Below are 20650 nucleotides of genomic sequence, written 5' to 3'. Positions count from 1 at the left end.
AGTCATTAGTCATTAGGAATAATTACCAATTACCAATTACCAATTACCGATTACCAATTACCAATTACCGAGTTCAGTCTTTAATCGGCTTACCATCTCGATTGACAATACGGCTTTCACCATCCTTAGCCGTGACATTTTCATAAACCCCTTCATCCCGCTTCACGTACTTGCTGAACCCCTGATTTTTATAATCGGTGTCGGATGTCGGCTTCATCAACCTCGGAGCGCTCAGCAGTCGGCGTACCGGCGCATCTGCGGGAGTCTCCCCGGGTTCGCGCTTCGCCAACTCGCACAGTTGGCCCCAAGTCGAAACTTCCAGGTTCATGCTGTGCCAAACTTCTAACTGCTGGTTGTTTTCGGGACACAAATAATCGTATACAGGCATACTAAGAATCTCGTTTGCAACTACTAAAATTACTAATTGCACGGTTATTGAGAATATTATAGCTCAACATTACTAATAATTCAACCCTAAAAATTAAACTTTACTATTTTTAACGGTTGTTGAAACCATAAATCAGCTATATTATTAACCCTGTGTGCTTGCTCCCGGATGCGATCGAGACAAAGCCCAAAAGTACGCTACCCTGAAATCCTCTGACTCGATCGCACGATCGCACGATCGACAGCAAATGCCCGCAAGACTTCCGTGAATGCCGTCAAAGGATCGATCGTCATTTTCAGACTGTACGCAAATCACAGATTCTAAGTTTCAAATTTATTTATTTACTCACCACCGAGGATTTACCGATGAGCGATTTCAAAGTTACGCCAGAAGTAGAGCTGAACACAGCTCAAATGTTGGAGCGATACCAACTGCAAGATGAGACAACTCTGCGGCGTTGGGCAAAACTGCACGGCATCAACAGCACCCGTGGTTTCTTCTATCCCAGTGAAGTAGATTTGATGGATCACGCTCACCACCATCTCTACAATTTGGGAATGAGCATTGCTGAGTACCAAAGTCTTTTAGACCGACGCCGCACCAATTCCCAGACACCGGGCGACCAAAATAAAACAGTAGCAAGTCAAGTTGCTGACGAAGCATACGATGCTATAGAAACGCTGACCGATCAGTATGCTGAAGCTATTGATTTAATGGGAGAACGTATAGCAGACCATTTCATCGATGAACTCGATTTATCTGTGATGCGGCACCTTTCTAAAAAAGTGCAAGACCGCCGCACTCTCAACGGTCAAACCAAAAAGCCTAACCGTTTTCTCCAAGTGATTAAAGCCGTGTTGCAACCGAGCAGCGAAAATACGCTTCTGGTTCCCAAAAAAGATGAGGACTCTAGTTTAGAATTAGAACAGCATCACCGACTCGGCTAGCCGCCGATTTCGTTGAAAGACTAAGCGTTACTTATAGCGGTAAGGTGCGCCTAGCGCACCCTACATAATTAGGTTCTGCCTCCAGGACTGTAAAGGCAATAAATTTACTCTTTTCAAGTGTCCGTTACCTGTGAATTATAAATTTAAGACTGGATGCAGATATATTTTGCGCTGGAATTACCTAAAATATATGTTTGATCTAAGCCGTAAATCTAGCCCAAGGTAAAAAAATGATTAAATCCTGGATGGTAATTGGAGGCGTCGCCTTTGTAGTAGCTTTAGCAGCTAACATAATCGCGCCCAGCGACATCCAATGGTTCAACCGCTTGCAGCGTCCGAGATGGCTAGTATTTGAAAGAGCAATTCCCCTAATTTGGACAGTAATTTTTATTTGTGCAGCTTGGTCAGCAGTGATAGTGTGGGAAAAACAACCAGGAACTCAGGAGACTTGGCTGAGAATGGGTTTGTACCTGCTTTTAGAAATAGTAACTATGTCTTACACCTCGGTTATGTGCAAAGTTAGGAGCCTAAAAGTCGGCACAATAATCGGCGGAACGGGCGCTATTTTAAGCGTAATCCTAGCTTTAACAGTGTTGCCAGTTTCCGAGCCAGCCGCCCTGTTATTGCTGCCTTACATACTTTGGAGTCCGATCGGCACTTACACCACTTGGGCAATGATGCACCTAAATCCGGCGGATGTTTAATTGATCTAAAATTACAGGTAATTGGTAATTGATCATTGGGAAAAAGGTAATTGCTAAGATGTACCTCACCCAATAGAAAACTGCTATAGCAAGCCTCGTATCAATTGTGAAGTCTTTCTCTTGTCTCTCTTCTCTTCCTTTTCTTCCTACCCTACCCTTCGGGAACCCCTGCGGGGAACGGGAACGGCTTCGCCGAACGCGCCCTTTGCGTCTTCGCGGTTCGTTAAATAGAGATTCTCTGAGTTTTATCGCGTGGTGGGGGTGGCTTTATTTAATTTGTTGACAATGTGAGTATGATTCGTAAACCCACCCCTAGAAGTTGATTGAGAATGATGGTTGATTTGAGTTTTAACTCAAATCAAGCACTAATTCTCAGACTTTAAACCCCCGCCCAATGTCGGGCAAACCAGTTAACCTAACGATTGCCAGAGCTGGTCGGAGGCTCAATTTCCGGCGGTTCGGGAGGGGGATATTCAGCATCGGGAGATTCAGGCTCAGGAGGGTTCAGCGACTCCTCCCAAACTTGGATTTGCGATCGAGCTTGCTCAAAAGCCCGAGTACCCGAAGGAATTTTCTTCAAAGTCGCGATCGCCCCAGCCAGATCCGACGACGACTCTTCGACACCAAGCGCCAAAATCCGCTGACTCCACTCATCAATCGCCTCACTCGCCTGCCACCGGAGCGAACTCGACTCCGGCACCTGACTTGCTAGCGCAATAGCCGTTTGCAAAGCCTCCGCAGTCCCGGCTCTGGCCGTCTGACGGGCGTTCTGCAAATTTTGCTCGCCCTGAAATTGAGCCTCCCAAGTCCGAATGTTCGATCGAGCTTCCTGATAAAGCACCCGTCCCGATCGAATCCGGCGCGCCATCTCAATTGCCCCCGCCAAATTGCCGGCCGCCGCTAGCTGCTGAGCTCTATCCAAAAACGGCTGGTCAACAAGCCGCTGTCTCCTCTCGATCCAAGCTTGAATTTTGGCTTGAGCTTCCACGTAAAGCGCCCTACCTCTACCGATCCGAGAAGCTTGAGCAACGGCGGCTTCCAGAGCATTCGGATCGCCCATACTCGCCAAATCGTTCGCTCTTTGCAAATACGGACTGTCTTCGAGCAGCTCGATTTGACGGCTCAAGGTGCTAATTTGACGGCGAGCTTCCGAAGCGCGGGGATTTGATTCCGGGACTGTTTGCAATTGCGCGATCGCAGCCCTCAAATCATTTACCCCACCAGGCGCCGCCAGCCTGCTTGCCAAATCCAAAACTTTGACATCAGCCATTTCTTGTTGCCAGCGGCCGACTAAATCTTGAGCTTGTTTGTATAAAGGGCGGCCGGAGTTCAACTTTTGAGCAATCTCGATCGCCTTGGAGAAACCCTCAACAGAGCCAGTCAAAGCCTGAGAAGTAGCATTCGCCAACTCATTAAAATCCTGTACTTGTTCCCTTAAATTTGCCGACTCTGGAATCTTGTTAGCGATCGCCATCGCCTCCTGCCAATCCCCTGCTTGCAATCGTTTTTGGGCGATCTCCAGAATTTTCTTGCTAAATTCCGCGATCGCCTTATTGGCAGCTTGATACAAATAACTGTTTTGATCAATTCCCTGAGCCAGCTTAATCCCCGTCACCAGATTGTCGAGACCTCCCTCGGAGGCTGTATTTCGGGCTTTTAGCAACTTATTGCCCTCCGCCTTAGTCGTCTGAATTAGCTTAGTCAATTCCTCGTACTTAGCCGATTCCCAGAAAGTATTTCCCAAATCCAAAAGCAGAGTAGCTTGGCTGAAAGCCAGCGGCCACTCTTCCTGACGCAAGTGGTCTTCCGCCGTGCGGTAAATTTTCTCTGCATCGCTCCATATCGACTGCCACTTTTCAATCTGCTTTTCCATCTTCGGGTAAGCCGGAACGTTTTTAGGAACCTTACGAGCGAGGGCAATCGCCTCATCCAGCTTTCCTTCTTGGAAACTAGCATTTCCCAGCCTAATAATATCCTCCGACCACCGATCGATTTGAGTGTTAATTCTCGGCCGCAGCGGATGGTTTTGTGGCAAAGCATTAACTAATTCGATCGCCCTGAGCAAATCATCCGCCGTCCGCTTGCTTGCTGCTTCTTGAGCACAAAAAAAGCGATCGTTAGCAGAAGCCGTCGGCCAAAAAATCTTTGAGCAATTTGACTGCGAGGTGAGGTTGAGCAAAGACGCAATTGCCACAAACCCCATACCCACCGATAGCATCAAACTCAGCGCCAGCCAAAACTGCCACTTATTCGACCAGTTCCGCCAAAACGGATTTTGTTCCTCCGGCGGCTGCGAGTTTTCCCCAGACAAATTCGGCGGTAGTTCCAGATGCCCTCCCGGCAGTTTTCCCGAAGTAACCAACTCTCGGAGCTCTTTAAGTCGTTGGGCCCGGTTTTTCCTTGCTGGTAAGCGCACCAGCGACGAAGTATCCTTTGTTGACTCCAAGGATTCTGATGCAGACCAACGGCCTGGTATTTTGCGATCTTGACTCATATCCTCACCACAAACAGCAACCAGCCAGCGTTAGTTATTTAAAAACTGCGAGCGCTGCTATCAACTGCTCTATAAAATGTATTCATCACTTTTACATACTCCCGTCGGCCCCAGACTGCAAGAGCCGATCGCCAAACCGCCACAATCAAAATTTTGTGATTAGGTAATTGATAATGCGTAATTGGCAATTGGTCAAGGCCATCATCCCTAACTCGCACTCAATAGAGCCAATTACACATTATCGTCTCAAGAACCGGAGTTTGAGCGCAAATCGCCGATGAGTTCCGCAAGTTGGTCGCTATTAGCTTGGTAAACCTCGTTGCAGAAATGGCACGTAGCCTCAGCCCCCCCATCTTTTTCAATCATGTCTTGGAGTTCCGCTTCGCCCAACATTTTCAAAGCTCCCAAAACTCGATCGAACGAACAGCCGCAGTCAAAGCGCACCATCTGAGTTTCCGGGAAAATTTCCAGGCCCATATCTCCCAGTAACTCTTCGAGAATCTGGTGCAGCGTTTTGCCCGATCGCAGCAGTGGCGTAAAGCCCGACAATTCAGCAACTCTAGATTCTAAAGTTTGCACCAATTTTTCGTCCGTTGCCGCCTTCGGCAGAACCTGCAACAGCACACCCCCAGACGCTTCTACCCCGCCCGCCCCCACAAACACCCCCAAAACCAGAGCCGAAGGCGTTTGCTCGGAGGTTGCCAAATAGTGAGTCAGATCGTCGCCAATTTCGCCGGAAACCAATTCCACCGTACTTGAATAAGGGAAGCCGTATCCAACGTCCCGCACCACGTACAAATACCCGTCACCTATTGCCCCGCCGACATCTAGTTTGCCTTTAGCATTGGGCGGCAGTTCCACTTCGGGATTATCCACATAACCTCGAACTGTTCCATCAAGTCCTGCATCAACCAGAAGCCCGCCCAGTGGCCCATCTCCTTTGATGCGAATGTTGACCCTCGATTCGGGCCGCTTCATGCTGGAGGCGAGTAACAGCCCTGCTGACATCGTGCGGCCGAGGGCGGCTGTAGCCACGTAGGAGAGCTTGTGCCGCTGTCTTGCTTCTTCGGTGAGGCGGGTGGAAATGACGGCTACAGCGCGAATTCCGCCCTCTGCGGCTGTAGCGCGAATTAATTGATCGGCCATGAAAAACCTTACTTTGTCTTTTGATACCTTCTCGAACTATTTTAGAAGTTCTTGAAGGTTGTGGCAGCACAGAGCAGCAGTTGACTCGGCCGGCCTGGATGTGCGATCGAGCTTCAGAACTCGCCTCTGTTTTCTTTTTTACCTTGATTAACCGACTATTTCTTAACAAATACTCGAAGGGATTATTCACGATCAATATTTATTTAAAAAGCCCCAAATAACGAGTGCCTTTATTTTTACAAAGCCACCTTATTCTAAGTCATTTTATAACAACTAACAAACAATCTTTGGAGCATTTAAACCACTAACGAGGCCAGTAGGGTGCGTCAGATCGATCGCTTCCCTCGGCAAGGGAAACGCTGCGGACTGACGCACCCTACAATACTATTTTAAATGCTCCACAGCTTAACCACTAATAACTAATAACTATAGTCCAGGACGCACTACGAACAAATAAACCTGGCTTTTTAACCTATCTAGAGGCTTTTAAGCCGATGTACTTAATCTCAACAACCCGGTTTCTGGCTACCGGTGCATAAGTCTTAAACTAATGACTAATGACTAACAACTAATGACTAATGACTAATGACTAATGACTAAAGCTTATCTTGCCGCTAACCTGACGATTACCAAACCTTTACCTTGGTCGGTTAGAGTCAGAGGCGTAGGTCTCAGACCAATGTTTTTTAGCTGGAAATAAAGGATATGCCACCAACATCCAAAGCACTTTTAGCGGAAATCCAGCATAACACAGGAGCGAGTCGAAACTTGCATTTTTATGCCAAGGGGGAAACCATTCCTATGATGTCGCAAGGCCTTTGGCGAGTGTGTCAAGGTCTAGCACAACTGAGTACGCTTTATCCAAGCGGGGAAGAAGGACTTTTGGGTTGGGTTGGGCCTTCGATGTGCTTCGGTTTGTGGTTGACAAGCTTGCAGACTTACCGAGCTACGGCGACATCAGATATTTATTTGATCTGGTATTCAATGGTGGAAATCGAAGCTTCTCCTCAATTGGCTCACGAGTTGCTACCTCAAATGGTACGGCGGCTGCGGCAAATGGAAGCAATTTTAGCGATCGCCGGACAGCGGCGAGTAGATGATCGTTTGTATCAGCTACTGCTATTATTGCAACAGGAATTCGGTCAGCCTGTGGTTGAGGGAACTCGTTTGAATATCCGCTTGACACATCAAGATATTGCTAATGCGATTTGCACGACGCGGGTAACAGTAACTCGAATGCTGGGAAAATTGCAGCAGCAAGGGTTAATCAGTCGAGATGGCGATCGGCATTTAATTCTTAACAAAGATGTTTTTGCGTCCACGTCGGATTTGTTTGGCGGCAACCCTCAAGCTGTGTAGAACCGACACCAATTTGCCTTTCCACTTTTTTGCATCTACATAAAGTCTTCCAGTATTAGCTATCAAATCTCAGTGCATCAGAATTGTTTATCTGGCTCCTCCTCTCCCTATCTACAGCCATACGTTTGCAGTTGGAAAAGATATAATTAAGCGGTGCATCTATTTAGGACTAAACTCAATGGCTAACTCAACTCAAGAAACACCGCAACCAGACAAAAAAGAATTAACTGAGATCACAGCTAAACCTCAAGAACAACAAGAAGAACCGCCCAATAAAGGTGACGGGCGGAAATAGTCGATCGTTAGTTTTTATTTACAATTACTCGTTACCAGGATCTGCCTGGTAACGCAGATCCAGAGGAAGAGCCTCCAATTTGCCCCAGTAAGAATCGAGGCTCTTCCTCTGGCTATTGGCTCCCAGGTAGATCCTGGAAGTTAATCGAGTGTGTTTACTATTGACAAATTATTCGGTTTGTGCAGTGCCGTTGTTCGATCGCAACTTAGGCTTTCCCGGCTTTCCACGGAGGCCGTTTAAAGAAACCACATCAGCCTCAGAACTCTCCCTCGCCACCCGAATCAGCAACCCCGACAACAACAAACTCGCCAACATCGAAGAACCCCCGTAACTAAAAAACGGCAGTGGCAAACCCGTAGTCGGCAAAACCCCCGTCGCCACCCCAATATTCAGCAGCGACTGTCCCACCATCACCACCATCACCCCAATCGCCACCAACTGAGACTCAATATTTCGAGCCTTCATCGCTACCCTCAAAGCCACAGTCGAGTAAGCCGCCAACATCAGCAACAGCGAGAAACCTCCCACCAAACCAAACTCCTCAGCAAACACAGCAAAAATAAAATCGCTGTACTGAATCGGCAAATAAAATAACTTTTGCTGCGACATCCCCAAACCCACACCCCAAATGCCCCCAGAACCCACAGCCAGGAGACTTTGAATCAACTGATAGCCGTCTTGCATCGGATCAGCCCAAGGATTGAGAAAAGACATAATCCGGCGGCGCTGATATTCCCTCAAACTAATACTTAAAACCGCTAAAAGCATTCCCCCCATAGCCGTTGCGCCCAACTGCAAGTAAGGTAAGCCCGCAGCCAAAGCCACCAACCACAAAGTCATCCCGCACAAAGCCGTGGTACTTAAATTTGGCTGCAACAAAATTCCCAAAAGCATTGCACCGAAAATTAACAGCCAAGTTAAGCGAACTTTATTTGTCAACCGGGGCCAGTTACCGAAAATGCGGGCGCTTTGGAGAACAAAAAACGGCTTGATTAACTCAGAAGGTTGAATAATCGGAACTGGGCCCAGAGATATCCAGCGAGTCGCCCCGTTGATGGTGGTTCCCACTCCCGGAACTAAGGTCAACCAGAGCAATCCCAGCAGCAATAAAACGCCTAACTGAGATGTTTTCATGATGTAGCGCAGTGGGGAGTACACTATCAAGTTAAAGCCGGCCAGCCCGATCGCCACTGCGATTAGCTGTCGTTTAAAATAATAAAGGCCGTCTCCAAGTTCATAATTTGCAATGGGATAGGAAGCCGAAAACAATGCTGTCAGCCCGACAAACAGCCACAGAAAAGTCAGCCACCTCAGCCACCGCGCCTCAGCGGCCCATTCAGAGGCGCTGGGGTCAAAAAAAGGAATCAAGCGTCGAATGTCATTAGCCATAGGATTTTAGAATGCTCTCAATAAACTCTAACAAAGATGGCTAAAGTACCAGATTGGTTAATTTACGCATTAATCTGTTCGCTATTATATGGTTTGTGGGGATTTTTTGGCAATTTAGCGACTAAATATATTGACTATAAAACTGCTTTTGTTTATGAAGCAATTGGCGCTATTTTAACTACTTTATTTATTATTATCAAAACTAATAATTTTAGTTTTGAGGGAGATGTTAGGGGAATTTTGTTTGCCATGTTAGTTGGCGTTGCTGGCACTGTGGCATCATTAGTATTTTTTATAGCCCTTGGCAAAGGTGAAGTTGCCAATGTAGTGAGTGTTACGTCTATCTACCCGCTGATTACTATATTATTATCGTCTTTATTCTTGAAAGAGGCTATTACATTACCACAAATGCTTGCTGTTTTGTTAGCGATAATCGCAGTTATACTGTCTTCTTATTGAAATATTTGTCAATGATGAGATTAACAACGCTGGACATTCTTCCTTCTACTAGAGGAATCCTAAATGATTCAGATAAATTTGTAGGGGTAGTGCTAAGAGTGCCTACCCCCTATCTATCGGGCAACCACGGGGGATTGCCCCTACAATAATTATGCAAATGATGCGAGGATTGCTATATAACAACAAAAAAGAGGTCATCGCGACCTCTTACCCCTCTACTAATCCAGCTTCGGCTCTTAAAGTAAACCTGTATTAGCTCCGGGCTTACCGGTAGCCAGTTGCACTTTAATAATTCTGCCGCCCATTTTCATAATTCTTTGCTGTTCCCGGAACCAGTTGTCGTAAGGAACGAGCTTAGTAAAATAGGTATTTTGCAATTCGCGCTGAGTGCGGATGCGAGTTTGACTTGGGACGCAAGCAGTCACCTTAAACATTCTCATGGGAAACTAACTCCTGAGTAGGTTTACAGATTATTAGATGGATTTTTTAAAGATTGAAGGCAGGGAGTTAGGAGTCAAAACTAGCTCGTTAAAACTCGTCGGGCTTTCTCGACAAGCCTTTGACGGTCTAGCAATCACTCTCAACTTCCCTGACCTCTTTTCAAAGTCAAAGGTAAAAAGTCCAAAGTAAAAAGTAAAAAGTTAAAAGAGGCAAGAAATAAATCTTCTTCCTTCTTCCGACTTCCATCGGACTGAAATCCGTTACATCCGTTACATCCGTTACATCCGTTACAGAATCCGTTGCCGAACTTCCTTCTTCCTTCTTCCTTCTTCCTGAGTCTTAGCTCAAGCCAGAGCAGATGTAGTCGAAATAGACGCCCATTTCTTTACCAGCGTCAGAACCAACCAAACCGGCGGTGACTTCTTTCATTGCTTGGATTGCTTGTACGGTAGAACCGATGGGCACGCCCAAGGAGTTGTAGGTTTCTTTCAAACCGTTGAGCACGCGCTCATCGAGGATGGAAGGGTCGCCAGCTAGCATAGCGTAGGTGGCATAGCGCAGGTAGTAGTCCAAGTCGCGGATGCAAGCTGCATAACGACGAGTGGTGTACATATTGCCGCCGGGACGAGTTACATCAGAGTACAACAGAGACTTAGCAACTGCTTCTTTGACGATTGTGGCTGCATTAGCGCTGATGGCGGTAGCGGCGCGGACGCGCAGTTCGCCAGAAGCAAAGTAGTTCTTGAGCTTGTCTAGAGCGCTGATGTCGAGGTACTTACCTTGAACGTCAGAGGAATTGATAACGGCGGTAATTGCGTCTTGCATGGTTGTCTTGTTTCCTAGAAAGTGGCTGAGTCAGTCCAATTTTGGAGCTAGAATTTGGAATTTGGGATTTGGGATTTAAGATTTTTAAGTGGCTGGTTATTTGCAATAGCTTTTAACTTGTTGCCGGCAACCCCCAATTTTTCAATCTAAAATCGAAAACCTAAAATCAAAATTCCTTACTGCATCGCACCGATAACGTAGTCGAAGTAGGAGGAAGCTTCGGAAGCATCTTCTCCAGACAGCAGCGAGCTTGCTGCATTTTTCATAGCGCGAACGCCTTCGGCGACGGCTTCAATCGGGGTGCCGAGAGATTTGTACATTTCGCGGACGCCGACAATACCGATTTCTTCGATCGGAGTAATGTCGCCAGCTACGATTCCGTAGGTAATCAAACGCAGGTAGTAGTCCATGTCGCGCAAGCAAGTTGCGGTCATTTCTTCGCCGTAAGCGTTGCCGCCGGGAGAAACAATATCAGGGCGCTTTTGGAAAAGTTGGTCGCCTGCTTGCTTGACGATGCGTTCGCGGGATTCGCTCAAAATTTGGGCGATGCGGACGCGGCGTTCACCAGAGGTGACGAAGCTTTTGATCCGATCTAATTCACCTGGGCTCAAGTAGCGAGCTTCGGCGTCTGCGTTGACGATTGATTTGGTGACGATACTCATCTTGTGTGTACCCGCTGGATATTTTGCTATATGAACTGCTCTGCGCTGAGCTAGCGAAGGCGGGCGCTTGTGTCCCGTATCTTTCCTGCTCAGGCAGGAGCTTTGACGGGGAAGGCTGGACTTTCCACACTCAGCAACTGTTGAAGTTGTTGGCGGGTGACTGCCTTCGGTGCTTAACGGCGCTGGTTCTTCACGCCGGTGCGCTTGTGAGTGCTCGCACTAAGCCTGTCGCTTACAATACCATAAATGACTGATGCGATCTTTAATTTATGATCGAGATTGCAGCAGGCCACTTAGTGGCGATCGAGTGACTGTCGGGCAGTTAGTAAGGATATTGCTTCTCTGACACAACTACCTCTCGCAAGTATTTTGAGGCATTATGTTCACATTCTGAGTGTTACTGTAATAGTTTGTAACATTCCTTTTCATATTTGGGCCCTCGCTGGGGTCTGAGGAGTTAAAATTTCATAGTTAAAAAATTGCTAAAATTATCTGGCAGCAAGGGTTACAGGCGATAGAGCATTGAGCGGGAATTGTGACGGGCGAGGGCGCGAGGTTCAAAGGCTTGGCCCTGAGATGGAGGGAAGCGGGAGATGGGGGCAGACAGCGCGGAGACAGGGGCCAGATGTGCGATCGTCTCACATCTTGCACCATTCTCAATCAGTCTTGGACGGGCGGGCTCTCTTGCCCAAGGCGTGTCAACTTAAGGTAAAACCGATAGTCCGTCAGGGGTTGAAACCCCTGCCTCAAAGCGAAAGTCCTCTAAAAGAGGACTAATGAATGATTCAGTCCTCTTTTAGAGGACTTTCGCTATTAGACAGGGAATTCATTCCCTGGCGGGCTGCCGGGTGAGCGGGAGGACTGGCGGACTAAAAGCTTAAGTTGACACCAATGTTTCCTACCCAACCCCTACTACCCACAAGAACACTCACTCTTTGTGTTTGTGGAACAGGCCGGAAAGCCTGTTCTCGATAATAGTGCCAGATATAAGATAATCGGAAATCCTAACTTTCGAGCTTGTAGCTAGATTTGACTCTCACTTTAAATCTGGTGCGCCGTGAAAAGAAATCTATCAGCCCTTAAAAAAGCTTTACAGTTTGGCATTAGCGGTGCTGTCGGCGGTTTCGTCGGCAATCTCATCACCGAACCTTTCATGCAGGGGATCACTGGTTCGGAATCTGTTTTTGACAGTGTATTGTCCACAGCTCGGTGGTTTGGATTGGTAGGCGGTGGTATTGCTACGGCTATCATGTTCGGCTATTATTACTATATCAAAGGCAAGCCTCAAATTAAACAGGCTTTAAAAAATGGCGGATTGTTTGGTTTAATTGCAGGAGCCATTTCTGGGGCGATCGCCGAAGGTATTTACAGCGGAATTGGCGACGGAAACAACGAATTATTGCGAGTAATTTGCTGGGGAATAGCTGGCAGTTTGTTAGGACTGGGACTGGCACAGCGGATTCCTAATTTGGGGGCGCTTCGCGGCCTGGGAGGCGGCGGTGTTGGGGGTGTGTTGGGCGGCTGTTTGTTTATTCTATTTGCTTACAATCTCTCCGGTACGGCGGGCCGTTTAGCTGGCTGTGCTGCGATCGGTTTTTGGATTGGAATTATGCTAGTTGTAGCTGAAACTTTGTTCAACAAAGCTTGGCTAGTAATTAGTTACGATACGGGAGCAAATCGCACTCTCACTCTGGGTGCGGAACCAGTGACTTTTGGCAGTGATGAAAATTTGTCCATTATCTGCATTCCTAATGTTTCGCCCCTAGCAATGCGGTTTCAATTGGAAGCAGGTCAAATTGTTTGCGAGAATCTTGATAGCGGGGCGGTGAGTTATTTGCGATCGGGCGACCAAAAGAGAATCGGCAACTGTACAATTACAGTAGGAAACTCTGACTTGCCAGCCCCAACACCGACAAATATTCCGCCTACCTTTATATCAGATCAGCCCGCAGTAAATTCTTTTACCAGCGGTCAATTTTCTCTGAAATTAGGAAGTCGAGTTATTCCTCTGAGTGCGGGAACTCAACTATTCACCTCTGACATACCGAGTTTAACAGCCGCAGCATCTAACGGGCTTGTAGCTATAGTCACTTCTCGATCGAGAAACGAGCTTTCGTTAGGATTGACCAATTTGTGCGATCGCGCTTGGTGGGCTACAGACATTCAAGGCGATATAAAAATGGTAGAACCTGAAACTACTCTGACTTTGGCGTTGGGAACTCAAATCGAATTCGGTGAATTAGAGGGCGAAATTGTGTAATTAAGCGAGTAGAAACTGAGATATTGCACCATTGTCAATAAACTTTTCATGGCCGGGCAGGATGCCCAGCCCACAATAAAATTTCCTCTTTGTGGAACGGGCATCTTGCCCGTTCTTAACAGGATATCCGGCCCAGCCCACAATAAAATTTACTCTGTGTGGAACGGGCATCTTGCCCGTTCTTAACAGGATATCCGATCCACCCACAATAAAATTTCCTCTTTGTGGAACAGGCATCTTGCCTGTTCTTAATCATAATTCAAGCAGAACTGCTGCTAACTCCATTAATTACAGCCGCACCAATCAAATGAGCCAAACGCAAAGCTTCAGGAACTTTACCAGTGTCTGTCAAACGCTGAAGCACCCTCGCTATTACTTCCGGTTGTTCGCCACAAACTTGAAAAAAGAAAGGTTCAAAAGCGTGAATTTTCCCGGCGCGGCGCAACAATTCTAAACGGTATTCCGAGTCTGGTAAATGGCGGAGGGCTTTTTCAACAGCAGCTAAATCTGGTTGGCGGCGCATGACAGCAACACAAGGAATTTGCAGCCGCGATGCTAACTCAGGAAGGTCAATAATATTGAAGCCTCCGAAAGCAATTCCGTCAAGCAAAACGAGATGCAATTGCGGCAGAAATTTGCCTCCGAGGAGTAGCCCAGAAATAGCATCCGTGGCATCTAATCCGTCTGGGAGGACTTGTCCCCACACCATTCCTTCAAATCGAGTTACCCCGCAGACTATGCCCGCGATCGACACCAGGCTGCCGCTTCTACGAGAAAACGGAGCGTCGTCAAAGCCAATAACCTTAATTGTGCGATCGAGCCTCAGCAAATCTGCCAGTTTCAACTTGTGGAGTTCCCTAAACTAAAGTTTTTGAGATTAGCTTGTGTTTTACATAGTATCATATACGTTAAATAGCTCATTACTAAAAAGGTTTTAGACAATTGGTAAAAAAATACGTAGCAGCGATCGACCAAGGAACTACCAGCACCCGATTTATCATATTCGATCGCCTGGGACAGATAATTTGCAGCAACCAACAAGAACATCAGCAAATCTATCCGCAACCAGGATGGGTTGAACACAATCCCGATGAAATTTGGCAGCGCACCCAAAACGTGATTAAAAATGCCCTCGAAATCGGCAATATCGACCCCAAAGATATTGCTGCACTCGGTATTACAAACCAGCGCGAAACTACAATTGTTTGGGACAGAACAACTGGCAAATCTTACGGCAATGCGATTGTTTGGCAAGATACTCGCACTCGCTTTATTTGCGATCAATTAGCTGAAGTTGAGGGAAAAGACCGATTTCAAAAACGATGCGGTTTGCCGCTGACAACTTATTTCAGCGGGCCGAAAATTAAGTGGATGCTGGACAATATTCCAGGATTGCGCGAAGCGGCAAATCGAGGCGATGCGATTTTTGGCAATGTCGATACTTTTCTGATTTGGCACCTGAGTGGCGGCGTGCACGTTACCGATGTTACCAACGCCAGCCGCACGATGCTGATGGATTTGCAAACCCTTGATTGGGATGCCGAAACTTTGGAAATAATGGCAATTCCCCGCCAGATGCTGCCAGAAATTCGCCCTTCGAGTCAAGTTTTTGGAACTGCAAAAGGATTGCTTGCAGGTGTTCCAATTGCTGCTGCTTTGGGCGATCAGCAGGCCGCCCTCGTCGGGCAAACTTGTTTCAGTCCGGGGGAGGCGAAAAATACTTACGGTACGGGCTGTTTTATGCTGCTGAATACCGGTGAAGCGATCGTCCGTTCAAAAAACGGGTTACTGACAACAGTCGCCTATAAGATGGGGGAATCGCCCGCTGTGTATGCTTTGGAAGGCAGTATTGCGCTCGCCGGAGCTTTAGTGCAGTGGCTGCGGGACAATTTGGGCATCATCAACACATCTGCGGAAGTAGAAACATTAGCAAATACAGTTGAAGATAGCGGTGGAGTTTACGTTGTCCCGGCATTTTCTGGACTCTACGCGCCCTATTGGAAAGACAGCGCGCGGGGAGTAATTGCAGGTTTAACTCGCTACGTGACTAAGGCACACATTGCCCGCGCAGTATTGGAAGCTACAGCGTGGCAAACGCGAGAAGTATTGGAGGCGATGAATCAGGATTCTGCTGTGCAGCTTTTGTCTTTAAAAGTAGACGGAGGTATGGTGGTAAATCACACGCTGATGCAGTTTCAGAGCGATGTTTTGGGAGTGCCTGTGATGCGGCCTGTGGTAGCAGAAACTACTGCACTCGGTGTGGCTTATGCCGCCGGTTTGGCGGTGGGTTTTTGGAGTCAGCTAGCCGAATTGCGGGACAATTGGGCGGTGGATTTTACTTGGGAACCGAAAATGCCGATCGCACTTCGCGAGCAAAAATATCGCTTTTGGAAAAAAGCAGTTTCCCGCACATTCGATTGGGAAGAATAAATCGCTGAGTTAACCCCAAAATCCGTATTTAGTGATATCCTTAAATCCAGCACTATTTTTTTTTCAAGTTGCAAATAAATGATTTCGCTAAATAAGTTAAAAAAAATCTTCACCGCCTGTCTATTGATACTGACACTGGGATTTGTAGACATCGCCACTAATTCCCAAATCGCCCTCGCAGATACAGCTACAAATCCCACAACCGCAGCCGAAGTCTTCAGCGCCAACTGTGCAGGTTGTCACATCAACGGCGGCAACATTATCAGGCGCGGCAAAAACTTGAAACAAAAAGCATTAAAAAAATACGGCATGGATTCCATCGCCAACATTTCCAACTTAGTAACCAACGGCAAAGGTATTATGCCAGCTTACAAAGATCGTTTGTCGCAACAACAAATTATCGATGTTTCAGCTTACGTGCTATCGCAAGCTGAAACCGATTGGAAATAGAACATCGGTTGATTATTTAGGACTTACGCAATCGTGTCTCATAAACCCGGTTCCTTCCTGTAGTACAAAGAAACCGGGTTTCTTCAACAGAATCAGTAATGATGCGAGAACTGTAAAGAAACCCGGTTTCTGGGGTGTACGTCATAAACCTCGAATAGGCTGTATTATTATGCAGAATTCCTATCAATAGAAAGTCGGCGTTTTTTTAGGCTTTATTGTATGGTAAAATAAAGGGAAATTATCGGAGGATGGAAAGTTGAGAATACATTATTGGCGTCAAGCTTTAACTATTATTAGCTTGTGCTTGTATCTAATTTTAGCAGTTAGCCCGCCCGCTTTGGCTTCGATTCACAAATATCCCGAAACTGCTGAGACAGTAATGTTCCGATCCGTACAAAGCCTGCGTGATACAGACGATAAAGCATGGCAAGTTGTTTTGTACAAGCGCGTAAAGTCGGGAGTAGTAAAGTCTTTAAATCTGAGATTAGTAGGATTTCCCGGAACAGAATTGCAGCATCCTGTTTCGCTGAAAGTTGCGGCGGGCAAGCGGGAAATTGGCAATGCTAATGATATTTGGAGCGAGTCGAATTTGCCAATTAATGTCGGAGAATACGATTTTAAATCAATAATTACACAATTGGAAAGCAATCGACCTTTGCTGTTGAGTTTGCCCGTGAAAAATCAAAAAGGAACAGAATTGCTGGTTCCTCCTTTTGCTGTGAGAGAATGGCGGCTGTTGTCTGACAAAAACTAAAGATACCAATTTAAGCGCACTCTACATTTAAAAGCCATACAATTTCCCATGTCACAAATCGCTATGTTTAAATATGCCTTAAGGTAGATTTAACGTATTTGAAGAATAATGTGGTCTGGCAAAAACTAAAGATACCAATTTAATAGCACTCTACATTTAAAATCGCTACGATTTCATCAATGTATCAAAAATAACTTTATTTACATAGACCTTAAGGTAGATTTAACCTATTTTAAGGGTAATTATGAAACAAACTAAAAACTGAGTTAGTCAGGTGACAAAACTTCAGTGTTTTAACGTAGGTGTATTCAGGGTAAATCTACTATGACTTTAATCAGTAAAATTGTCCGAAAAGCTTTGGCAACAGGTTACTTAACGGTTGAGGCCGAAGAACAGTTGCGACAGCAGTTGCAGATGACCAAGTATGGTTTAGAAGATTTTGAGGCTTTTATTAATTTGCAGAAAGAGGTTATGGAGGGTAGGGTGAAACAGCAAGCTTTGGAATTGTTACGATCGCGCAAATGTTCTGCGACGGCTTGAATCGAGTTCGATCGACCTTTTGGAGAAATGGGATAAAAAAGTTAAAGCATCTTCTATATTTTATCCCTAACAGGGCTTACGCATTAAGACCGAAGAAACCGGGTTTTTTACCTAATCTCTGGCTGAAAACGAAGAATTTTCGTAAAAACACCCGGTTTCTGACCACCCGTGCGTAAGTCTTACCTAATTAGAACTTTCCAGCGCGATCGAACTTGACAAAAATACCAAAATCGCGAATAATGGTAGATTGTCTGTCTAAATCCGGCTCGGATCAGGTTAAGACATTCCAAAAGCTGGAGAGCAGTCAGCAGTCAAAAGTCCACAACGACCAATGACCAATGACTCATCAGCTACCTGTACGGCAATCTCAACAACCATCCCATGACTTACGCAATCATTGAAACCGGCGGCAAACAATTTCGGGTAGAACCAGGCCGCTTCTACGACATCGAACTGCTTCACGTTGAAGCTGAATCCAAAGTCACCATAGACAAAGTATTTCTGATCCAGCACGAAGGCGAGGTTCATATCGGCCAGCCTCTACTAGAAAATGCCACTGTAGAAGGAACGGTTCTCCGGCATTTCCGGGGCCGCAAAGTCCTCGTCTACAAGATGAAGCCGAAAAAGAAAACTCGGAAGAAAAAAGGGCACCGTCAAGAAACAACTCGCTTTATGATTGACTCGATTAGCGTCAACGGTACAGTCTTGGCCGCCAGAGACTTAACTCAAGCAGTTGTTGAAACTCCCCAAACCGCCGAAACTGATTCAGAATAAAACATAGTAAATACAGTTGAGGATATTATGGCCCACAAGAAAGGTACAGGCAGTACACGTAACGGACGCGATTCTAATTCTCAGCGTCTGGGTGTCAAAAAGTACGGCGGTCAGGTTGTCAAAGCTGGCAACATTTTGATCCGTCAACGCGGCACTAAAGTTCACCCTGGTAATAATGTTGGTATCGGCAGAGATGATACTCTGTTTGCCATGATTGACGGTGTGGTGACTTTTGAAAGAAAAGGCAAAACTCGCAAGAAAGTCAGCATTTATCCTGTTGTAGCAGCACCTGTGGCTGAAGCTGTGGCTGAAGCTGTCGCAGTTTAATTCTACGTTCCTAGGTTCGGCTGATTCCTGATAACTTAACGTAGAACCGATAGTCCGACAGGGGTTGAAACCCCTGCCTCAAAGCTAAAGTCCTCGCTATGAGGACTGAAGAACTCATTAGTCCTCTTGAGAGGACTTTCGCTATTAGCCAGGGAATTCATTCCCTGGCGGACTAGAGGCTTAATTTGTCACTAATTTGTGGCTAGCCTCCTCCGACAATTGTGACAACTTCTAAGATGTCACCCTCTTGCATTTGTGTAGTTTCCCAAAATTGTTTGTGCAGAATTTCCCCGTTGTACTCCACAGCCACCAAGCGCGGGTTTAATCCCAATTGTTCTAGTAATTCTGGTAACGGTGTGTCGATCGCACAATTGCGGGTTTCTCCGTTAACTTGCAGCGCAATTTGATTTATCATAAGTTATTAGTTATTAGTTATTAGTTATTTGTTATTTGTTATTTGTTAGGTTCCCGACTTTTTCAATAACAGTCCTGGATGCACTTTTACCAGAGAAACCGGGTTTTTACCGAATTTGCGGGCTGTAACGTGTCTTCTCGCAAAAAAACCCGGTTTCTGACTACCGATGTGTAAGTCCTAGCTTACTGAAACCTAGCTTTTCCCGTGCAAAGCTTTCTGAGCTTTCAGATTCTGCATCCGAATCAACTGCGAGATGAAAAACTGCGTCACTAAAGTAGGCTGTTCTGCTTCCATAATCGCGCGTACTATGGCAACCCTTTGAGCTCCGGCATTCAATACTTCATCGAGGTTGTTGATATCAATTCCGCCGATCGCAAACCACGGAATCGGTGACTTAGTAGCAGCATACCGCACATAGTCCAAACCTGCGGCCTGTTTATCAGGTTTAGTAGGAGTGGAGTAGACCGGCCCAACTCCAATATAATCTGCTCCCGCATCAACCGCTCGCTGCATTTCCTCGCCATTCGTAGTCGAACAACCGATGATCCGTCCCGGGCCGAGCAACTTGCGCGCTTCCGCCACAGGCAAATCTTGCTGTCCTAAGTGTACGCCGTCGGCATCCGCTGCGATCGCAAAATCCACGCGATCGTTCACAATCAGCAAAGCATCGTAGCGGTGACAAAGTTCGCAAAGCTTACGCGCGTTGGCCAGCTTTGCGCCGTCGTCTGAGGTTTTGTCGCGGTACTGCACCAAAGTCAGTCCCCCTTGCAAAGCAGCTTCCACGACTCCCATCAAGTTGTCTCTCGGCGAAGTTACAAGGTATAACTGCGATCGAAGTAACTGCTGGTAGCGCCGGTAAGCCAGCAAATCGCTTTCGAGAGTATAAACCCGATAGCGCATCTGCTTAAAAGCCGCGCCCATATTCCGATCGTAAATTTTGCCATACTCTTCGAGTACCCGCAAAGCTTCTTCCACCCGACAGAAATTCGCCTCCAGTAGCTGCTGAATGCTCGAACGCTGCTCTTCCTGCGGGTGAGTCAACTCCGTACCCGGATCGGCCGGCGTATCCCTAGCACTTCGCAATTCTGCGACGTGCCAAGCAGCCAATTCTTGACGCAGTTGCTTGCACTCGCCAGCTAAATCCGAGCTGTTGAGACCAAACCTGCACCATTCTTCAATAATTCTCAACCCTTCGCGCGATCGATCTAAATTTGCATCTAAAATCCGGCAGAGGGCTGGCTGTGCCGGTAAAGTTCTGTTTTGTTTGTCGGTCATTCACAACCACCCTAATTATAATTAATCCTACCAGTCAAACCGCTATATTCTCCCACGCCGTCATTCGATTTTAGATTTTAGATTTTGGATTTTGGATTGACTTGCGCGAGATAAATTCGGGGGACGCAAGGATTTTAGATTTGAGATGCTTTCGATTGATTCCACGGATCGAGAGGGGGGGCTTGTACCACCTTTGAAATTCTTGGTCAAGATCGTAGCAAAGCGATCGGCCTAATTTTTACCTCAACCGATTTAATTTAGACAAATTTTTAAGTTTTATTGAATTTGAGAAAAACGAAGCATAATAGATCAAACT

22 protein-coding genes are annotated in these 20650 nt (G+C 46.5%); 11 read left to right on the top strand and 11 right to left on the bottom strand.

The genetic code is table 11. The annotated features are described in order from the left end of the window. Positions 1 to 73: 73 nt before the first annotated feature. Positions 74 to 388 carry a zinc ribbon domain-containing protein gene (locus QT984_RS10000; RefSeq protein WP_333052014.1) on the bottom strand — a complete coding sequence of 105 codons (315 nt, stop codon included), beginning with the start codon at positions 386 to 388 and terminating at the stop codon, positions 74 to 76. Positions 389 to 753: 365 nt separating this feature from the next. Between QT984_RS10000 and QT984_RS09995 the strand changes: the two genes are divergently transcribed. Together QT984_RS09995 and QT984_RS09990 are read left to right on the top strand one after the other, a co-directional pair. Beyond that, on the top strand, positions 754 to 1335 hold the full coding sequence (locus QT984_RS09995) for a hypothetical protein (protein ID WP_333052017.1): 582 nt from the start codon (positions 754 to 756) through the stop codon (positions 1333 to 1335). A 230-nt stretch (positions 1336 to 1565) separates the two neighbouring features. After that, entirely contained in the window at positions 1566 to 2039 is a 474-nt protein-coding gene (locus QT984_RS09990; RefSeq protein WP_333052019.1) for a TspO/MBR family protein, read from the top strand. A 415-nt stretch (positions 2040 to 2454) separates the two neighbouring features. On the opposite strand, the gene QT984_RS09985 is transcribed toward QT984_RS09990, so the two are convergent. Continuing rightward, the gene (locus tag QT984_RS09985; protein ID WP_333052022.1) at positions 2455 to 4533 is read right to left on the bottom strand and encodes a hypothetical protein; all 2079 of its coding nucleotides are present in this window, start codon (positions 4531 to 4533) and stop codon (positions 2455 to 2457) included. Between the two features lie 246 nt (positions 4534 to 4779). Next, the gene (gene hslO, locus QT984_RS09980) at positions 4780 to 5679 is read right to left on the bottom strand and encodes an Hsp33 family molecular chaperone HslO (RefSeq protein ID WP_333052024.1); all 900 of its coding nucleotides are present in this window, start codon (positions 5677 to 5679) and stop codon (positions 4780 to 4782) included. A 705-nt stretch (positions 5680 to 6384) separates the two neighbouring features. On the opposite strand from hslO, the gene QT984_RS09975 reads away from it, so the two are divergent. Beyond that, positions 6385 to 7038 (top strand): Crp/Fnr family transcriptional regulator, encoded by a 654-nt coding sequence (locus QT984_RS09975; RefSeq protein ID WP_333052026.1) that lies wholly within the window; start codon positions 6385 to 6387, stop codon positions 7036 to 7038. Positions 7039 to 7501: 463 nt separating this feature from the next. On the opposite strand, the gene QT984_RS09970 is transcribed toward QT984_RS09975, so the two are convergent. Continuing rightward, on the bottom strand, positions 7502 to 8722 hold the full coding sequence (locus QT984_RS09970; protein WP_333052029.1) for an FtsW/RodA/SpoVE family cell cycle protein: 1221 nt from the start codon (positions 8720 to 8722) through the stop codon (positions 7502 to 7504). A gap of 36 nt (positions 8723 to 8758) precedes the next feature. Between QT984_RS09970 and QT984_RS09965 the strand changes: the two genes are divergently transcribed. Beyond that, the gene (locus tag QT984_RS09965) at positions 8759 to 9181 is read left to right on the top strand and encodes an EamA family transporter (protein WP_333052031.1); all 423 of its coding nucleotides are present in this window, start codon (positions 8759 to 8761) and stop codon (positions 9179 to 9181) included. Positions 9182 to 9417: 236 nt separating this feature from the next. Here the strand turns inward: QT984_RS09965 and QT984_RS09960 are convergent, their stop codons facing one another. The 3 genes from QT984_RS09960 to apcA form a co-directional block, all read right to left on the bottom strand. Further along, a complete protein-coding gene (locus QT984_RS09960) occupies positions 9418 to 9621 on the bottom strand; it encodes a phycobilisome linker polypeptide (protein ID WP_006634929.1) in 204 nt (67 codons plus the stop codon). Between the two features lie 340 nt (positions 9622 to 9961). After that, positions 9962 to 10447: an allophycocyanin subunit beta gene (gene apcB / locus QT984_RS09955; protein WP_006634930.1), complete on the bottom strand. Its 486-nt coding sequence runs from the start codon at positions 10445 to 10447 to the stop codon at positions 9962 to 9964. A 176-nt stretch (positions 10448 to 10623) separates the two neighbouring features. Then, complete coding sequence (apcA, locus tag QT984_RS09950) at positions 10624 to 11109, bottom strand: allophycocyanin subunit alpha (RefSeq protein ID WP_333036136.1); 486 nt, start codon at positions 11107 to 11109, stop codon at positions 10624 to 10626. Between the two features lie 1057 nt (positions 11110 to 12166). On the opposite strand from apcA, the gene QT984_RS09945 reads away from it, so the two are divergent. Continuing rightward, entirely contained in the window at positions 12167 to 13369 is a 1203-nt protein-coding gene (locus tag QT984_RS09945; RefSeq protein ID WP_333259804.1) for an FHA domain-containing protein, read from the top strand. Here QT984_RS09945 and QT984_RS09940 read toward each other — a convergent pair whose 3' ends face one another. After that, on the bottom strand, positions 13370 to 13606 hold the full coding sequence (locus tag QT984_RS09940) for a hypothetical protein (RefSeq protein WP_333373872.1): 237 nt from the start codon (positions 13604 to 13606) through the stop codon (positions 13370 to 13372). Between the two features lie 22 nt (positions 13607 to 13628). Continuing rightward, complete coding sequence (locus QT984_RS09935) at positions 13629 to 14213, bottom strand: endonuclease dU (RefSeq protein WP_333052036.1); 585 nt, start codon at positions 14211 to 14213, stop codon at positions 13629 to 13631. A 98-nt stretch (positions 14214 to 14311) separates the two neighbouring features. On the opposite strand from QT984_RS09935, the gene glpK reads away from it, so the two are divergent. The 6 genes from glpK (at position 14312) to rpmA (ending at position 18644) form a co-directional block, all read left to right on the top strand. Next, positions 14312 to 15799, top strand: coding sequence for a glycerol kinase GlpK (gene glpK, locus QT984_RS09930; protein WP_333373869.1), 1488 nt, complete (start codon positions 14312 to 14314; stop codon positions 15797 to 15799). 78 nt (positions 15800 to 15877) lie between these two features. Next, positions 15878 to 16249 carry a c-type cytochrome gene (locus QT984_RS09925; RefSeq protein ID WP_333270775.1) on the top strand — a complete coding sequence of 124 codons (372 nt, stop codon included), beginning with the start codon at positions 15878 to 15880 and terminating at the stop codon, positions 16247 to 16249. Between the two features lie 256 nt (positions 16250 to 16505). Continuing rightward, positions 16506 to 17003 (top strand): DUF3122 domain-containing protein, encoded by a 498-nt coding sequence (locus QT984_RS09920; protein WP_333052043.1) that lies wholly within the window; start codon positions 16506 to 16508, stop codon positions 17001 to 17003. 324 nt (positions 17004 to 17327) lie between these two features. Beyond that, a complete protein-coding gene (locus QT984_RS09915) occupies positions 17328 to 17543 on the top strand; it encodes a hypothetical protein (RefSeq protein ID WP_015176895.1) in 216 nt (71 codons plus the stop codon). Between the two features lie 381 nt (positions 17544 to 17924). Then, positions 17925 to 18317, top strand: coding sequence for a 50S ribosomal protein L21 (gene rplU, locus QT984_RS09910; protein ID WP_333036112.1), 393 nt, complete (start codon positions 17925 to 17927; stop codon positions 18315 to 18317). 27 nt (positions 18318 to 18344) lie between these two features. Beyond that, positions 18345 to 18644: a 50S ribosomal protein L27 gene (gene rpmA, locus QT984_RS09905; RefSeq protein WP_333052045.1), complete on the top strand. Its 300-nt coding sequence runs from the start codon at positions 18345 to 18347 to the stop codon at positions 18642 to 18644. 202 nt (positions 18645 to 18846) lie between these two features. Here rpmA and thiS read toward each other — a convergent pair whose 3' ends face one another. Both thiS and QT984_RS09895 read right to left on the bottom strand, forming a co-directional pair. Further along, positions 18847 to 19059 (bottom strand): sulfur carrier protein ThiS, encoded by a 213-nt coding sequence (gene thiS / locus QT984_RS09900; protein WP_333207754.1) that lies wholly within the window; start codon positions 19057 to 19059, stop codon positions 18847 to 18849. Positions 19060 to 19251: 192 nt separating this feature from the next. Further along, complete coding sequence (locus tag QT984_RS09895; protein ID WP_333052050.1) at positions 19252 to 20334, bottom strand: thiamine phosphate synthase; 1083 nt, start codon at positions 20332 to 20334, stop codon at positions 19252 to 19254. Positions 20335 to 20650 lie beyond the last annotated feature (316 nt).

Source organism: Microcoleus sp. Z1_B2, from assembly GCF_036700325.1.
Classification (GTDB): Bacteria; Cyanobacteriota; Cyanobacteriia; order Cyanobacteriales; family Microcoleaceae; genus Microcoleus.
The sequence above is the reverse complement of the archived record's forward strand: the minus strand, read 5'-3'. Positions and strand labels throughout refer to the sequence as shown.

Coding starts and splice junctions, on each gene's coding strand:
- rpmA (WP_333052045.1), top strand. CDS start 18,345: ATGGCCCACAAGAAAGGTACAGGCAGTACACGTAACGGACGCGATTCT.
- QT984_RS09915 (WP_015176895.1), top strand. CDS start 17,328: ATGACTTTAATCAGTAAAATTGTCCGAAAAGCTTTGGCAACAGGTTAC.
- thiS (WP_333207754.1), bottom strand. CDS start 19,059: ATGATAAATCAAATTGCGCTGCAAGTTAACGGAGAAACCCGCAATTGT.
- QT984_RS09985 (WP_333052022.1), bottom strand. CDS start 4,533: ATGAGTCAAGATCGCAAAATACCAGGCCGTTGGTCTGCATCAGAATCC.
- QT984_RS09960 (WP_006634929.1), bottom strand. CDS start 9,621: ATGAGAATGTTTAAGGTGACTGCTTGCGTCCCAAGTCAAACTCGCATC.
- QT984_RS09970 (WP_333052029.1), bottom strand. CDS start 8,722: ATGGCTAATGACATTCGACGCTTGATTCCTTTTTTTGACCCCAGCGCC.
- QT984_RS09925 (WP_333270775.1), top strand. CDS start 15,878: ATGATTTCGCTAAATAAGTTAAAAAAAATCTTCACCGCCTGTCTATTG.
- QT984_RS09990 (WP_333052019.1), top strand. CDS start 1,566: ATGATTAAATCCTGGATGGTAATTGGAGGCGTCGCCTTTGTAGTAGCT.
- QT984_RS10000 (WP_333052014.1), bottom strand. CDS start 388: ATGCCTGTATACGATTATTTGTGTCCCGAAAACAACCAGCAGTTAGAA.
- apcB (WP_006634930.1), bottom strand. CDS start 10,447: ATGCAAGACGCAATTACCGCCGTTATCAATTCCTCTGACGTTCAAGGT.
- hslO (WP_333052024.1), bottom strand. CDS start 5,679: ATGGCCGATCAATTAATTCGCGCTACAGCCGCAGAGGGCGGAATTCGC.
- apcA (WP_333036136.1), bottom strand. CDS start 11,109: ATGAGTATCGTCACCAAATCAATCGTCAACGCAGACGCCGAAGCTCGC.
- QT984_RS09940 (WP_333373872.1), bottom strand. CDS start 13,606: ATGCCTGTTCCACAAAGAGGAAATTTTATTGTGGGTGGATCGGATATC.
- QT984_RS09995 (WP_333052017.1), top strand. CDS start 754: ATGAGCGATTTCAAAGTTACGCCAGAAGTAGAGCTGAACACAGCTCAA.
- QT984_RS09975 (WP_333052026.1), top strand. CDS start 6,385: ATGCCACCAACATCCAAAGCACTTTTAGCGGAAATCCAGCATAACACA.
- QT984_RS09895 (WP_333052050.1), bottom strand. CDS start 20,334: ATGACCGACAAACAAAACAGAACTTTACCGGCACAGCCAGCCCTCTGC.
- rplU (WP_333036112.1), top strand. CDS start 17,925: ATGACTTACGCAATCATTGAAACCGGCGGCAAACAATTTCGGGTAGAA.
- QT984_RS09965 (WP_333052031.1), top strand. CDS start 8,759: ATGGCTAAAGTACCAGATTGGTTAATTTACGCATTAATCTGTTCGCTA.